Source organism: uncultured Phascolarctobacterium sp., assembly GCF_937920985.1.
GTDB lineage: Bacteria > Bacillota > Negativicutes > Acidaminococcales > Acidaminococcaceae > Phascolarctobacterium_A.
Window position 1 is genome coordinate 1 of sequence record NZ_CALDXR010000029.1, and the last position, 15,550, is coordinate 15,550.

14 protein-coding genes and 1 tRNA gene are annotated in these 15,550 nt (G+C 46.6%); 14 read left to right on the forward strand and 1 reads right to left on the reverse strand.

Annotated elements, in window-relative coordinates; genetic code table 11:
• The 10 genes from Q0612_RS04900 to Q0612_RS04945 all read left to right on the forward strand — a co-directional run.
• Positions 1–190, forward strand: a 190-nt coding sequence (locus Q0612_RS04900) for a hypothetical protein (RefSeq protein ID WP_298881486.1), incomplete at its 5' end; no start/stop codon positions are given.
• A gap of 56 nt (positions 191–246) precedes the next feature.
• A complete protein-coding gene (locus tag Q0612_RS04905; RefSeq protein WP_298881489.1) occupies positions 247–1,797 on the forward strand; it encodes an AbgT family transporter in 1,551 nt (516 codons plus the stop codon).
• Positions 1,798–2,316: 519 nt separating this feature from the next.
• Complete coding sequence (pepT, locus tag Q0612_RS04910; protein ID WP_298881492.1) at positions 2,317–3,561, forward strand: peptidase T; 1,245 nt, start codon at positions 2,317–2,319, stop codon at positions 3,559–3,561.
• A 74-nt stretch (positions 3,562–3,635) separates the two neighbouring features.
• Positions 3,636–3,711, forward strand: a tRNA-Ala gene (locus tag Q0612_RS04915).
• A 105-nt stretch (positions 3,712–3,816) separates the two neighbouring features.
• Positions 3,817–5,403, forward strand: a complete 1,587-nt coding sequence (locus tag Q0612_RS04920) for an AAA family ATPase (RefSeq protein ID WP_298881495.1) — start codon at positions 3,817–3,819, stop codon at positions 5,401–5,403.
• 217 nt (positions 5,404–5,620) lie between these two features.
• Positions 5,621–6,172, forward strand: coding sequence for a TetR/AcrR family transcriptional regulator (locus Q0612_RS04925; protein WP_293822380.1), 552 nt, complete (start codon positions 5,621–5,623; stop codon positions 6,170–6,172).
• Between the two features lie 95 nt (positions 6,173–6,267).
• Positions 6,268–7,125, forward strand: a complete 858-nt coding sequence (locus Q0612_RS04930; RefSeq protein WP_298881505.1) for an efflux RND transporter periplasmic adaptor subunit — start codon at positions 6,268–6,270, stop codon at positions 7,123–7,125.
• A gap of 5 nt (positions 7,126–7,130) precedes the next feature.
• A complete protein-coding gene (locus Q0612_RS04935) occupies positions 7,131–8,279 on the forward strand; it encodes an ABC transporter permease (protein WP_298881508.1) in 1,149 nt (382 codons plus the stop codon).
• Positions 8,276–9,421, forward strand: a complete 1,146-nt coding sequence (locus Q0612_RS04940; protein WP_298881511.1) for an ABC transporter permease — start codon at positions 8,276–8,278, stop codon at positions 9,419–9,421. Before Q0612_RS04935 ends, Q0612_RS04940 begins: the two co-directional genes overlap by 4 nt.
• Positions 9,422–9,475: 54 nt before the next feature.
• A complete protein-coding gene (locus Q0612_RS04945; protein WP_298881514.1) occupies positions 9,476–10,072 on the forward strand; it encodes a hypothetical protein in 597 nt (198 codons plus the stop codon).
• 108 nt (positions 10,073–10,180) lie between these two features.
• Here Q0612_RS04945 and Q0612_RS04950 read toward each other — a convergent pair whose 3' ends face one another.
• Positions 10,181–10,738 (reverse strand): hypothetical protein, encoded by a 558-nt coding sequence (locus Q0612_RS04950; protein WP_298881517.1) that lies wholly within the window; start codon positions 10,736–10,738, stop codon positions 10,181–10,183.
• Positions 10,739–10,909: 171 nt separating this feature from the next.
• Between Q0612_RS04950 and ppsA the strand changes: the two genes are divergently transcribed.
• The 4 genes from ppsA to Q0612_RS04970 all read left to right on the forward strand — a co-directional run bounded on the left by ppsA (position 10,910) and on the right by Q0612_RS04970 (position 15,539).
• Entirely contained in the window at positions 10,910–13,285 is a 2,376-nt protein-coding gene (gene ppsA, locus Q0612_RS04955; protein WP_298881519.1) for a phosphoenolpyruvate synthase, read from the forward strand.
• 168 nt (positions 13,286–13,453) lie between these two features.
• Entirely contained in the window at positions 13,454–13,903 is a 450-nt protein-coding gene (locus Q0612_RS04960) for an A24 family peptidase (RefSeq protein ID WP_298881522.1), read from the forward strand.
• On the forward strand, positions 13,900–15,015 hold the full coding sequence (locus tag Q0612_RS04965) for a PilN domain-containing protein (protein ID WP_298881525.1): 1,116 nt from the start codon (positions 13,900–13,902) through the stop codon (positions 15,013–15,015). The genes Q0612_RS04960 and Q0612_RS04965 overlap by 4 nt, the downstream gene beginning before the upstream one ends.
• Positions 15,012–15,539: a hypothetical protein gene (locus Q0612_RS04970; protein WP_298881528.1), complete on the forward strand. Its 528-nt coding sequence runs from the start codon at positions 15,012–15,014 to the stop codon at positions 15,537–15,539. Before Q0612_RS04965 ends, Q0612_RS04970 begins: the two co-directional genes overlap by 4 nt.
• Positions 15,540–15,550 lie beyond the last annotated feature (11 nt).

Here is a 15,550-nt window from a genome sequence, read left to right on the forward strand (position 1 = left end):
TACACTAGATCGCTCGTCGGCAGCGTCAGATGTGTATAAGAGACAGGTTTATTATAGCACAGATTTTGCCGAGATTGTATATAGTAAAATATTAATACTGTATACATTTGACTTTTTGACGCAAGCACTTTTTGAAGAAACAGTTTGGCAAATGGTTGTCGTTCGCAGAATGCTTTTGCATAAATATTAAAAAAATGTTATAATGGGGACGTTATTTTTAATTTTTTGAAGGAGTGATTGTCCCCTATGCAAACAACGCAAGCAAAAAATCAGACCGGCGGAATTCTCGGTTTGATTGAACGCGTCGGCAACAAAATCCCCGATATCACGATTTTGTTCATCGGTGCGTTTATCATCTGCTGCATTATGTCAGCAATTCTTTCGACGATGCACTTTGGTTATGTGCATCCCACTACCGGTAAGGAAATCGTGGTCAACAATATGTTGAGCGGCAAAAACCTTGTCGCACTGTTAAGCAAGATGGTTACCAACTATTCCGGCTTTCCTCCGCTGGGCATGGTAATCGTTGCTACCCTGGGTATCGGTATTGCTGACGGCTCCGGCTACATTAATACTGCGCTGAAAAAAATTCTGGCTGTTACGCCTAAGTTTTTGATTACCCCGATTATTATTCTCGTCGGTATGCTGAGCCATCTCGGTCCCGATACCGGCTATGTAATCATCATCCCGGTTGCGGCCTACATGTATTATGCGAGCGGCAAGCATCCGCTGGCAGGTATCGGCGCATCCTTCGCAGGTATTGCGGGCGCCTTCGCTGCCAACTATACTCCGTCCGCGATTGACCCGGTTATTCAGGGCTTCACCCAGAGCGCTGCGCAGATTATAGACCCGTCCTATCAGGTTAACGTACTGTGCAACTATTTTTACGCCTTCGGTGCGACCTTCCTCGTAATCCCCAGCTGCTGGTGGGTAACAGAAAAGATTGTTGAGCCGTGGCTGTGGAAAAACTGCCCGCTCGATGATGATATCGAGGTAGGCGAGGACGGCAACACCGCCGTAACTCCCAAAGAAAACCGTGCCTTCTACGCTGCTACCGGCCTTTTGATTGTGATGGTTGCGCTGCTCGTTTACCTGCTGCTGCCGGCTGATTCCATCTTCCGCGATGATAAGGGTATGCTGGCAAGCTTCAAGGCACCGATTATGCAGTCCATCGTTTCCCTGCTGTTTGTGTTCACCGGTGCTGTCGGCCTGACCTACGGCGTAATGGTAGAAAAATTCAAATCCCCGAAGGATGTTACCACTGCGATGGAGGATATCACCAAAACTCTGGTGCAGCTGATTGTATTCTATTTCTTCGCTGCGCAGTTCCTCTATGCCTTCGGTGCTTCCAACATGGGCGCGCTGATTGCGATTGCGGGCGCTGAGTTCCTGAAATCTCTGGCACTGCCGCCGCAGGTAACTATTTTCGGCATCATCATCTTCGTTGCGATGCTGAATCTTATTATTACCTCTGCTTCCGCTAAGTGGGCGATTCTGGCACCTATCTTCGTGCCGATGCTGATGGCTGTAGGCATTGCGCCGGAGCTGACTCAGGTTGCCTTCCGCGTTAGTGACTCTGCGGTTAACGTTGTAACTCCGATGTTTGCGTTCTATCCGCTGATTATCCTCTACTGCCAGAAGTATGTGAAGAGCGCCGGTATCGGTACGCTGAGCTCCCTGATGCTGCCGTACACTATTACGCTGCTGGTTACTCTTACTATTATGCTGTATGCTTTCTGGTTTATGGATATACCTTTGGGATTGCAAGCGGATTATGTGTACCCGCGTAGAATGTAGTGTTTTAAGACGAGTGATAAGGGCGCATCTGCTGTGGGAAGTTTCCTATATAGCGACGAACGATAAGGGCGCATCTGCTTCAGATAATTTTTTTGACGTACCTCTAGTACGCCTTCAAAAATTATCTTCGCATCTGCAACCCTTCTCCTTCGTCTTTGTGGAAGAGGAGAGGGAGTATCTGCAAGCCTTCTCGCTCGTCTTGTGTGGGAGAGGAGAGGGAGCATCTGCAAGCCTTCTCGCTCGTCTTGGTTAGGTAAGATGATAGGGTTCATCTGCTTTATTTTTGCTGTAATATTATTTCAGAGATGATATAATGAAGATAGCCTCTCCTTGGGGAGAGGTGCCGAGCGTAGTACCCGAAGGGTACAAGCGAGGCGGAGAGGGGTGAAACGCTATGTGCAAGCCCTTATCTTGTCCTACGATTAATTCACCTTGCCTCCCCTCAAAGGGGAGGTGGCTGCGAGCATAGCGAGCAGACGGAAGGGTGTTATATGTATTTATGAAAGAAGGTCTTTGAAAATGTCTTTGCAAGAACGTTTGACTGAACGCTTTTTACGTTACGCTGCCGTACCATCCCAAAGTAAGGAGGGCTGTGCTGTTGTCCCCAGTACTCCCGGCCAATGGGATATGGCTAAGCTGCTGAAGGAGGATTTGGCTGAGCTTGGTCTGGTAGACCTGGAAATCAGTGAATTCTGCGTGCTGACCGGCCGTCTGCCGGCTAACCTGCCTGCAGGCCACGCTCCCGTGCCGAATGTAGGCTGGGTTGCGCATATGGATACCGTTGACGTAAACCTTTCTCCCGAGGTACATCCGCAGATTGTGAAAAACTATCAGGGCGGCGATGTACTGCTGAACGCTGAAAAGCAAATCTACATCAAGGTAAGCGAGCATCCCGAGCTGAACAAATATATCGGCAGCGACCTGATTACCACCGACGGCACTTCCGTACTAGGCGCAGACAACAAGGCTGCCGTTGCCAACCTGATGGTAGCACTGGAAACCATCATCAAAGAAAACCGTCCGCACGGCGAAATTTATGTAGCCTTTGTTCCGGATGAAGAGGTTGGTCTTTGCGGTTCCAAGAAGATGGATTTCAGCAAGTTCCCGGTTGAATTTGCATATACCATTGACTGCTGCGAGCTGGGCGAGGTTGTATACCAAACCTTTAACGCAGGCAGCGCACACATCAAAATCAAGGGTGTAACCGCACATCCGATGTCCGCTAAGAACACTCTGGTTAACCCTGCCCTGGTTGCCGTAGATATCATCAACTGCTTCGACAGAATGCAGACTCCGGAGCACACCGAGGGCACCGAAGGCTTTATCTGGGTGCAGGCTATCCATTCCAACGCTGCGGAAGCAACTTTGGATATCAAAATCCGCGACCATAACAAAAAGATGTATGAAGCACGCAAGGAGTTCATCCGTCATGCTGTGGAATATGTACAGGCCAAGAATCCGAAGGCCGGCATTGAGCTGAACATCACCGACGTATACGGCAACATTGCCGATGCGCTAAACGATGACAACAGAAAATGCGTTGAGTACATTTTCGAGGCTATGAAGGAACTGGATATCGAGCCGAAGGATATCGCTATGCGCGGCGGCACCGACGGTTCCTTTATTTCCACCAAGGGCATTCCGACGCCGAACTATTTCACCGGCGCGCTCAACTTCCACTCCAACTGCGAGTTTATGCCGATGGCTGCAGTGGAAAAATCCTGCCTGATGACTTTGAAGCTGGTTGAGCTGATTACCAAATAAAAAATGCTTGACAAAAGCGTCGCTTTACTGTAAAATTTTACTTGTTTCTGACGCAAATGCGCGCGAAGCCTTTTGGGGGCGTAGCTCAGCTGGGAGAGCACCTGCCTTGCAAGCAGGGGGTCAGGAGTTCGATTCTCCTCGTCTCCACCAATCGTTAATTAGCGGTCTTACTTTGGTAGGACCGCTTTTTTTATTCCCTTGAAACACCAAAAATGTTATAATGTAATAGAGTATGTAAGAAGGAAGGAGAAACACATGGGAATCTTTTTGAACCCTGGAAATACTGCTTTTAAAGAAGCAGTGAATGCCAGAATATATGTCGATAAGACCAAGCTTATTGATTTTACCAACCAGTTCATCAATACGCCCCAGAAATTCATTTGCAGCAGTCGTCCGCGCCGTTTCGGCAAATCAATGGCTGCTGATATGCTCCTGGCCTATTACAGTAAGGAGAGCAAATCTGAAGAGCTTTTTGCAGGACTTGCTATTACAGACTGCCAAAGCTTTAAAACGCACCTGAACAAATACGATGTAATCTACTTCGATGTTCAGGAATGCATTGACAACGCAGAAAGCATTGAAAATACTATAGAATACATAACCCAGAGCGTTTTGGAGGAGCTGAACCTGGCTTATCCTAAGACAATACCGTCAGATACCAAGACGGTTTCCGAAGCACTGAACTATATCAATCAGGCTACCGAAAACAGATTTGTCATCATAATAGATGAATGGGATGCTATGTTCCGTGCCGCACCCAAGCAAAAAGAAACCCATGAAAAATATATCGCGTTTCTTCGCAGTCTGTTCAAAGGAGCAGGGGCAAGACGTTTTATTGCGCTTGCTTATATCACAGGCATCCTGCCTATAAAGAAGTATAAAACGCAGTCGACATTGAATAACTTCATGGAATACACTATGATAAACCCCGGCCCGATTGCTCCCTATTTTGGCTTTACGGAAGAAGAAGTAGCAGTACTTTGCAAAACTTACAACAAAGATTTTGGCAATATACGGCGCTGGTACGACGGCTACAGGCTGAGTGGCCTGCACATCTATAATCCTTTTGCTGTAACTAATTTGATCCTGCAGGGAAACTTTCAAAGCTACTGGCTTCAGAGCGGGACTTACGAATCTGTTAAAGATCTTATCAGTATTGACTTTGACGGATTACGCAAGGATGTTATTGAGCTGCTTGCAGGTGGAAGCGTAAAGGTTAATCCCTATTTTTTCCAGAATGATATGGATTCTTTTGATGACAAGAATGATGTACTTGCGCTGCTCATCCATCTCGGTTATCTTGCATATAATCCTGAAGAAGAAAGCGCCGAAATTCCTAATGAAGAAATCAGGACAGAATTTCAGAAGGCTGTACAGTCCGTAAAATGGACAGAGATTTTAGACTTCCTCAAAGAATCCGAAAGACTGCTTGCTGCGGTTAATAAAAAAGACAATAATGAAGTTGCCAAGATTATTGAAGCTGTTCATGATACATCCGTTTCGATACTTCAGTACAACGACGAAAATTCTTTGAGCTACGTCTTAGACAAAGCTTTTCTGGCAACGATGAATTTTTATTTCAAGCCTAAAAGAGAACTTCCTGCAGGCAAAGGATTCGCTGATATTGTCTATATTCCTAAGCCGGAATACAGGAAAAACCATCCGGCATTAGTAGTCGAACTGAAATGGAACAAAGATGCCCAAACTGCAATTGACCAGATTAAAAAGAAGCAGTATCAGGAAACTATCAAAGAATATACTGATAACATCCTGTTTATCGGTATAAACTACGATAGGAAAAGTAAAAAGCACGAATGCCTTATAGAAGAGTTCAAAAATTAAGTTCGATTCTCCTCGTCTCCACCAATTGTTAATTAGCGGTCTTACTTTGGTAGGACCGCTTTTTTGTGCGCAAAAAAAGAATGCAGTTGTTTTCCTGTTTACAAAGTGTCTTTAGAAAATGGTGGCGGAGCGTGCGCCGTGTTCTAAATATTGACAAGCACAGAAGAAAGTGATATAAATAAGGTACTAAGAAAAATATAGGAGTACCAAAAGTATCATGAAAAATATTATTATCAATGCGGCAATGGAGGAAGTCAATCTGCGCGGTCTGCGTTTCACCATGCAGGATTTGGCGACAAGGCTCAAGGTGAGCAAGCGCTCGCTTTATGAAAACTTTTCCTCTAAAGAAAATTTGATTGATGAAATGGTTGATATTATTTTGGCAGATATGGCGCAGGAGGAGCAGGAGATTTATGCCGGTGATGCGCCTGTAATTAGTAAGCTGGAGAAGCTGCTTACACTGCATCCTTATGCTGCCGAAATGTTCAATAAGAATATTTATGAGGATTTGCGCCGTCTGTTTCCCAAGCAGTGGGAAAAGGTTGAAGCTTCCAGAGCTGAAAGGCAAAAGCATTTGCAGCTTTTAGTTGAGCAGGGTATTCAGGATGGCGTGCTCAGGCCTGTTAACGTAAATTTGGTAGGGCAGATACTGAAGGATGCTTTTGACAGCTTTACCTCGTACAGCTTTTTGGAGAGCAACGGCTTAACCTATAAAAAGGCGATGCAGGAGCTTTTGGATATTTTGTTTAAAGGTATGCTATTAAAATAAAAGAATAGAAATGCAGCGTGGCGTTGCATTTTTATTTTTGCATATTGGTACCGAAAATAATGTTATAGTACCAATGGTTTCGGGAGGTTTTAGACATGAAAAAATGGCAAAATTTACTTATTATATGCCTTGCACTGGCAGCGCTGCTGCTTAATGCAGGCTGTGGCAAAAATGAATTACGTGATCCGAATGCTGTCTGGGGACAGGCAGATGCAACCGAGGTGGATGTGAATACGAAGGTTCCCGGCCGTTTGGTTGAGCTGTATGTACATGAAGGCAGCCAGGTTAAAAAGGGCGATAAAATTGCGCAGATTGATGCCAGAGAGCAGGACGCTCTTACTGATGCAGCCAAGGCTAAGGTGGAGGCTGCCAAAGCAAGCAGGCTGCAGGCGCTGGCTAATTATAAGCAGGCGCAGCGTGATTTTGCCCGTTATGCGCAGCTTTATCAAAGCGGTGCTGTTTCCAAGTCCGTTTACGAAGCGTACAACAGCAAGCAGGAGGTTCTGGCTGCTGTTTACGAGCAGGCGAATGCCAGCGTGGAGGCCAGCGAGAAGGCCTTGAAGCAATCAAGCATTAATTTGGGTGAAACTATTCTGGTGGCTCCCTTTGACGGTGTTGTTACAACAAAGTATTCGGATGTAGGCACGATGATTTCCAGCGGTATGCCGATTGTTGCTATTCAAAGCCCGAGCGATAATTGGGTGAATTTTAAAGTCAAGGAAACTGATTTGGAAAAATATACTCTTAACAGCAGCGTTATGCTGCAGGGGCGCAATCCCGAGTTGAAGCTGCAGGGAAAAATTGTTGATATCTCTAAAAAGCCTAATTTTGCAACATATCGCGCTACCAGTGAAAGAGGCAACGATGACGATATTATCACCTTTAATATCAAGGTTCAGACTAATGATGCGCGTGTGCGTCCCGGCATGCGCTTTAAACTTCTGCAGGGGTGAGAAGAATGCTGAGAGAATGGTGTAGGGAGCTGAGGGCAGCTTTCGTTGCTGAATTTAAGGCTGAAGGATGCCTTAATAAAACAGCGCTGCTGCTCCTTGTATGTCTTCCTCTTATATATACAATTCTTTTGGGTGCTGCCTATAGCGCGAACGTCCTGAACGACATTCCTATGGTGGTTTGCGATTTGCAGCAAAGCAAAATATCACGACAGGTTGTGTCCAATTATGATACATCCGACCGTTTTACTGTGGTGAAGCATGTAGGCACACAGGAGGAGCTGCTCCGGGCGATAGAAAACGGCGAGGCCAAGGTGGGACTGTATATAGAGCCTGATCTGGATAAGAATATCAAAACAGCAAAGCCTGCCGAAATCGGTATTTATATTGAGGCCTCGAATATGGTTTACGGCAGTGCGTCGCTTGTTGCTTCGGAAGAAATCAATTTAAACCTGCTGGTATCAGGCAGCCAGAGAATTTTGGAACGCATGACCTATTATCCGGACAGAGCTTTGCGAACCGCTTATCCTGCTACGTATGGCGTGCGTATTTTAAATAACCCTACTCATGGCTATTGTAATTTTATGCTGTTGGGGTTGATTTGTAACGGCGTACAGATTTCGCTGTTCCTTTATGCTGCTGATATTTTCTTTAAAAACAGGCGCAAGGACTGGCGGTTTAAAAGCGCCTTGCTTTTAGGCAAGCTGCTGGCGATTGAAGTAATATCCGGCTTGGCTTTCAGCCTGAGTATTTTGCTGGCGCAGGAGCTTTTTGCAGTTCCGCTGCGCGGCGCATGGTACGAGTTTTTGGCGCTGGAGGCAGCCTTTATCTTCTTCTTTGCCAGTTTGGGCATGATGCTTTCTTTAGCCTTTCCTAATCCTATCCTGATGATTCAGGAATCCTTGCTGTTTATTATGCCCGGTATGCTGTACAGCGGTTTAAGTTGGCCTAATGAATGGTTAAGCACCTTGCCGGCTTATATCCGTGTCATCTTTCCTATAACCTATCTGGCGATGCCGATGAGAGATTTATCCTTGCTGGGCTGGTCGGATTTGCTTGTAAAAAATATTGGCATCCTGGCGGGAGCAGGCCTGGTCTGCTTTATCGCCGCTTATCTGCTTTTGCGCCATCGTGCATGGCAGGAGGTTGAGGTATGAAAAAAATCTTTGCGATTGTTAAATATGAAATAGCCAATATTTTCCTTCATGATATCAGGCGCGGTATTTTGCTTATTTTTGCGGCTTCGGCATATCTGCTGCTGTTTTCGTGGCTGTATCTGTTCGGCATCGTCAATCATATTCCTATGCTGATTGTAGACCAGGATAACACTGCTATCAGCAGAAATTTGACGCAGAAGTTTGCGGACAGTGATGCCTTTGAGGCTGTGGCCTGGGGCGACAAGCTGGAGGATGTAGAAAACTGGTTCCACACGCAGGGACGCCATTGTGCGGCTTTGGTTATTCCCAAGGATTTTGGCAAAAAGATTCAAACCGAAACCCAAAGTAACGTTATGCTGGTTGTTGATGCCAGCAATATCATTGTCAGCAGCAACAGCAATATTGCGGCCTTTGATATCGTTCAGTCCTTTAATCAGGAGATGGGGCGTAAGCTGATTGCCCGCGATGTGAGTCAGGTGCCGTATCTGGCGGAGTTAAGGCTGGAGCCTGTTAAGTTCAATTATCGTATTTTAGGTAATCCGCAGCTGGATTATCTGCGCTTTTTCGTTTTCGGTCTGGCGCTGATAGCTATGCAGCAGGGTATACTTTTGGCGGTGGCAGCAGCTGTTTTGTGGCAGGGCAACAAGCCCTTGCATGCAGAATGGGAGCTGAAGCCGTGGCAGCGCTGGCTGCTGAAAAGCTGCATCTACTGGGTTTTGGGCATGGCAGCCTATGCACTGTTTTTAAATATCGGCAGTACGTTCTTTGTTTTGCCGGTGGCCGCCGGCCTAAAGCAGCATTTGCTTATCGGCGGCAGCTTTATCTTCTGCTTAATACAGCTGGCTGGTGTTTTGGCCGGAGTTTGCAAGGATGAATTGCTCTTTACCCGTATTTCGGTAAGCTATACTGTGCCTGCGTTTATTTTGTCCGGCTTTACCTGGCCGTTGGAGCCTATGCCATCGTGGGTAAGGTTTCTGGCGTATTTTTCGCCTTATACCTACGTGTCGGAGGCTGCCCGCAGCTTATATATTTATGGCTACTATTATCGCCTGAATACTAACGCAGCATTGCTTTTTGCGGTTGGCCTAGTGTGCTTTCCGTTAGCTGCAAGGCTGTACAGCAAAAGAATGCGCAGATGTTAAGGGTGATTTGGTGATTATGATAATCAATAGCCGGTCAGCAAAGGAGGAAAAATTATGCTAAGGCGTTTTTCGCACTTTGAAATCGGCTTGCTGTATTTTGTGTTAATGATATTGGTGGAAATGGTTCTGCCTGTATGGGCAGGAGATGAAAACGGCATTATTGAAAATCTGCAGCTTTTATGGCTGCTGGGCGGTTTTACGTATTGCTATAAAAACCGCAAGGCTAAATTCCGCAACTGGGGCGGAGATAGTGTTTCCTTATGGAATGCCGGAATGATATACTTTTTCTTGCTCTTTATGCGCGAAATCAGCTGGGGACGGGTGCTTTTTACCAATCCTGACGGCTCATCTGTTCAATATAGCCAGATGGGGTTATATGGCAAGCTGGTGCATCCGTTGGTAGGCGTTTTGCTTGTAGTCTTGTTGGTTCTGCTTTACAAGGCTCGCGTCTGGCGCATGCTGTGCAGCATAAAATTTCCTGTGAAATCATTTGTTGTACTCTTGCTGTTTGTTTTTGCAGCCTGGCTTGCCGAAAAAGGTAAGTATGCGGGCTTTCATGGGCAGGTGGCAGAGGAGCTGGCAGAGTTTGGCGCGTATATGATGATGTATTTCCTCTTACGTGATGCTGGCGAGCAGCTTCAGGCGGATTGACGGAAGTGCTGTTATGCTTAGTGAAAAAAGTATTATGCTGTGATTTTCTTCACACACAATAAAAAAGACGCCCATGCATATGAGCGTCTGCGTAATTTGTTTAATTGCTCAGCAGCCTTCGTTTTCTTCCCATTCCTCGCTGTTTTCGTTGATGTACCATTTGCCGTTGATATAAATGTTTTCTTCGACAGTACGCGGTCCCCAGATAACGCTGCCTTCAGGGCCATAGTCCTCGTCATCATCGGGGCAGGTGTCGTCATAGGTGATCAGGGGAACGTAAGCATCGACGCTGTCTGCGTCTATATTATTTACGTTATTGTACTGCTGTTCTTCCTTCTGCGGATGCAGCATCCTATTGTATTTGTACAAAAGCTTTGAGGCATAGACAACGGCGGCAAGCAATACTCCCTCCTTCGGCAGTCCACAGAGAACTAAAATAAAAGCCAGAACGGCTAAAACTACGCTGTGGAAGAAGCTTTCTTGTTCATCCAGCTCTTTCATTTTATGTAAAAGATAAATAATCAGCAGTGTTATGGGCAGCAGCACAAGAAAATAGCCTAATGATGTATGCGTAAAAATTAAAATAACGAGCGTTAAAAGGAGCATTGAAGCTATAAGGGCAGTTACCTTTTTTATGTTACTGCAGAAGCTATCGATAAAATTCATGGCACGCACCTCACTTTTATCTGTATTATAGCATGCCGGGGAATTTTCTACAAAAAATCTAAAAAAAACTGCAGAAATCGCTTGAATATGCTCTTTAAATGTGATATAGTATACACTATATTAAGGATTTCCCCAGAAAAAAGTATAGTATTTTAAAAGGAGCAAATTATTATGGAGAAAGAAAAAGCATTCCTGCTGTGGTTTGACCAGCTGGAGAGAAAAGACGTAGCAATCGCCGGTGGTAAGTCTTCTTCCTTGGGCGAGCTGACTTCTCATGTTGACGTACCTGTACCGTATGGCTTCGCAACTACTGCCTGCGCTTACAGATACTTCTTTGAAAAGACCGGTCTGTATGAAAAGATTAAAGCTTTAATTGCCGGTCTGGACGTAGACAACAGCGCTCAACTGCGCGAGGTTTGCGCTAAGGTCCGCCAGGCAATTATGGACGAAGAAATGCCGCAGGATCTGCAGGACCTGATTGCTGAAGCTTACAAAGAGCTGGGCGAAAAGGTTGGCCAGGCTGATCCGTTCGTTGCTGTTCGCAGCAGCGCTACCGCAGAGGATTTGCCGGATGCAAGCTTTGCAGGCCAACAGGACACCTACCTGAACGTAAAGGGTGCTGAAACCATCGTTGCTAAGGTTAAGGAATGCTATGCTTCCTGCTTTACCGACCGTGCGGTTTACTACCGTGAAAAACAAGGCTTTGACCATCTGGATGTAGCACTGAGCGCTGCAGTACAGATGATGGTATTCTCCAAGGCTGCTGGTGTTATGTTCACTGTTAACGTTGCTACCGGCGACGACAAGAACATCCTCATCGAAGGCGCATGGGGCCTGGGCGAATATGTTGTTCAAGGCACCGTAACTCCGGATAACTATACTGTAAATAAAGCTACCTGCGAGATTGTTGAAAAGAACGTTAATGCGCAGGACATTAAGCTGATCCGTAAGGCTGACGGCGACTGCGAAGAGGTTGTTGTACCGCTGGATGAGCAAAACGAGCAGAAGCTGACTGATGAGCAAATCAAACAATTGGCTGAATGCGCTAAGAAAATTGAAGCACACTATGGCTGCTACATGGATATGGAATGGGGCGTTGACGAGCGCGATAACAAGGTTTACATCCTGCAAGCCCGTCCTGAAACCGTATGGAGCCGTCGTAACAAAGAAAATGGTGCACCGAAAGAGGAGAAGAAAGTGACTACTGATCGCAAAGTTATCGTTAAAGGCTTGCCTGCCAGCCCTGGTAATGTAGCAGGCCGTGTACATGTAATTTTGGATCCGTCCCATATCGACGAGTTCAAGGAAGGCGAAATTCTCGTAACCGAAATGACCGCTCCTGACTGGGTACCGGCTATGAAGAAAGCGAAAGCAATCGTAACCGATAGCGGCGGAATGACCTGCCATGCTTCTATCGTATCCCGCGAGCTGGGCATTCCCTGTATCGTAGGTACCAAGAGCCGTGGCGAAGCTGCTACCACCACTATTCCTGATGGCATTGACGTAACCATTGATGCTACTCATGGTGTTGTATACGAAGGCATTATCGAAGAGCCGAAGGCTGAACAGCCGGCACAACAAGTAGTTGCTGCTGCTGAATACTTCCCGCCGACCGGCACTAAGATTTATATGAACCTGGGCGATCCTGAGCTGGCTGAAAAATATGCTGCTCTGCCTTGCGACGGCATCGGCCTGATGCGTGAAGAGTTCATCTGGACTACCTATATCCATGAGCATCCGCTGTATCTGATCAAAATCGGTCAACCGGAAAAGGTTGTAGACCAACTGGCTGAAGGCATCCGCCAAGTTTGCCAGGCTATGGCTCCGAGACCGGTAACCCTGCGCTTCTCCGACTTCAAGTCCAGCGAATACCGCGACCTGAAGGGCGGCGACGAATTCGAGCCGAACGAGCCTTCCGCTCTGCTGGGCTGGCGCGGTGCTTCCCGTTACTATGATCCTAAATATATCGAAGCATTCAAACTGGAATGCATGGCTGTTCGCAAAGTTCGTGAAGAGTTCGGCCTGAAGAACCTGAATGTTATGATTCCGTTCTGCCGCAACGTAGAGGAATGCGAAAAGGTTACCAAGATCATGGCTGACTGCGGTCTGTCCCGTGGTAAGGACTTCAAGGTTTGGCTGATGGCTGAGATTCCGTCCAACATCATCCTGGCTGACCAGTTCAACAAATTTGTTGATGGCTATTCCATCGGTTCCAACGACCTGACCATGCTGGTTCTGGGTTGCGACCGTGATAACGACACCGTTTCCCATATCTATGACGAACGTAACCTGGCTGTACGTCGCGCAATCCGTCACCTGATCGAGGTTGCTCATAAGGATGGCAAGACCGTTTCTATCTGCGGTCAGGCTCCGAGCGTATATCCTGAGTTCTGCGAGTTCCTCATTAAGAGCGGTATCGACAGCATGTCCGTTAACCCGGATACTGTTAAGTTCACCAAGAAGCTGGCTGCTCAAATCGAGCAACGCGTCATGATGGACGCTCTGACCGGCAAAGGCCGTCAAGAGGTTGAGGACCTGAACTGGTAATCAGTAAGCAAGACTTTCAGCTCTGTAGTCAAGTGCATTGGCTTTATCTGGGAGCAGAAAAAGTAAATATGTAGTAAAGAGTTTTAGGACTCCTGTATTGTAGTACAAATTGCAATATGGGAGTCCTATTTGTGTTTTGAGGGGGGAAACGATTTTAAGGAGGTAAGTATGCTGTCTATTATTTTTATTCTTTGTTTGCTTTATCACACCTATACGGATATGAAATCTATGCTGCTTTATGATAAGGTAACATTGCTTTTGGCGGCAGTAGGCGTAGTGCGTGCCTTTTTTGAGCACCAGCTGCTAGAAGCTCTTTATGGTGCAGGAGGAATGCTAGTAATTATGCTGCTTTTGTATTTTGTCAGTCGCGGCGGTATGGGAGAGGGAGATGTTAAGTTGGCACCGGCGCTGGGAATCTGGCTTGGTCTGGAGCAGGGGCTGTTATGTCTGCTACTGGCTTTTGTCAGCGGTGGCATCGTGGGTGCGTTATTATTGTTGCATAGACGAGGCGGACTAAAACAGGCAATTCCTTTTGGACCGTTTTTGTGCGCAGGGGCTGTTGTTGCATATTTTTGGGGAATCGAAATTGTTACATGGTATTGGAGGGTTATTTTATGATGAAGCTTGGAAAAAGTATGAATCTTGAGGAGCTGTTTGAGCCGCTATTATGTGCTTGTCGTCGCCGTTGGCGTCGTAGGCAGCCGCTTTTGCTGCTGTCGCTGCAGACAGGGGAAATCGCATATTTTGAAAGCGAAGTGCTTAGCTGGCAGGAGATGCTGGATGAGGCTTACCTTGCAGACATGCATAGTCTTACAGATGCGTTACGCGAATTACTGTTACAGCATGAGGTAGAGGAGGAGGCTGCGGTGCTTCTGTTGCCAGCGGCAGAAGCTCTATATTCTGAGCAACTGCTGTTGCCCTCAATGCAGCGGCGTGACCTGCAGGTTGCCTTAATGTGGGAGCTGCAGCAGAGCGTTTCCTGGGCGGAAACAAGCTATAGTTATAGCTTTGAAGCGAATGCTGTCGGTGAAGCGGATGAACAGCAATATCAGGTGACATATACGGCTTTGCCAGATACGTATCGAGCTGAGCTTGAGCAGCTGTGTAGCAGTTTGTTACTGAAGCTGCAGGGCATTTGGTTGGGAAAGGTAACGCTTGACGCAGCAGCGACAGCTTGGTTTGCCGGTAAGTCGTTACCGCCGGTATACAGGCAACAGCAAAAAAGCTTGCAGAGTGCAGCGGCCACTTTTGGCCGCTGGTTGCCTAAGGTTAGTTGTGCTGTATTTGCTTTAGCGCTATTAGCATATGGCAGTGCCTTGGGAGGCTGCTATTTGGCGCAGCATAATTTGCAGAAGGTAGAACAGAAGCTTAAGCAGTATGAAGTGTGGGAGCAACGTATTCAGGAAAGCGAAGCTATGGAACGCAGTTGTCAGCACTTGGAAAAGCTGTTGGCTGCAGCGCCTAAGGCATCTAAAGAGGCTAATGGTGAGGTGGAGCGTATCTGCCGCCAGATGCTGCCTGGTTGCTGGCTTACTGCTTTGGAATATGGCGGTACGAAGAAGCATTTATTGTTGCAGGGAAGGGCAGTTGATGCATTAGCTTTGGAAAGCATGGTTGAGCAGCTGCAAAAATGTGGCTTTTATAGCAGAGTGGAGCTGCTGCAATCACAGCAACAGGGAAATGCTATTGCTTATAAGCTCAAGCTGGAGCTGAAGGAGGGGAAGAAATGAAGCTGGGAGAAAAGACGGTTAATGTATTAGCCTGCGTAGCAATTTTAATCGCCATTGGCTTGCTAGCTAATGCATGGTCTCTGTGGACTGAACGCCAACTGGCGGTAGCAAAGGCAGATAAGCTACAGGCAAAGCTGACGCGGCAGCTGCGCTTTGCTAATGAGCATAGTGATTATAAAACGTATAAAAGAAAACTGCAGGATAAGCAGAATGATTTAGAGCAGAAGGTAGAGCAGCAGCTTAGCTTGAACATCGGGCTCCAGCGACTGCAAAAGCAGGCGCAGGCTCAGGGGATTCAGCTGAGCAAGCTTCAGATAGAAGGGAAGCCTGTTATCTTGCAGAATGGCTTACAAATGCAGACATTAAATGTTAGTGCTGTTGGTGAGTTTTATTCATTGCTGCGTTGGCTGCGACAAGTGGAACGCGATGGCTGCAAGGTAAAGGAGCTGCGCTTACATAGTGACATGCAGGAAAAAGAAGTGCTGAAAATGGAACTTTCTCTAGAATTTCATGTCGCAAACTAATCCAACCAATT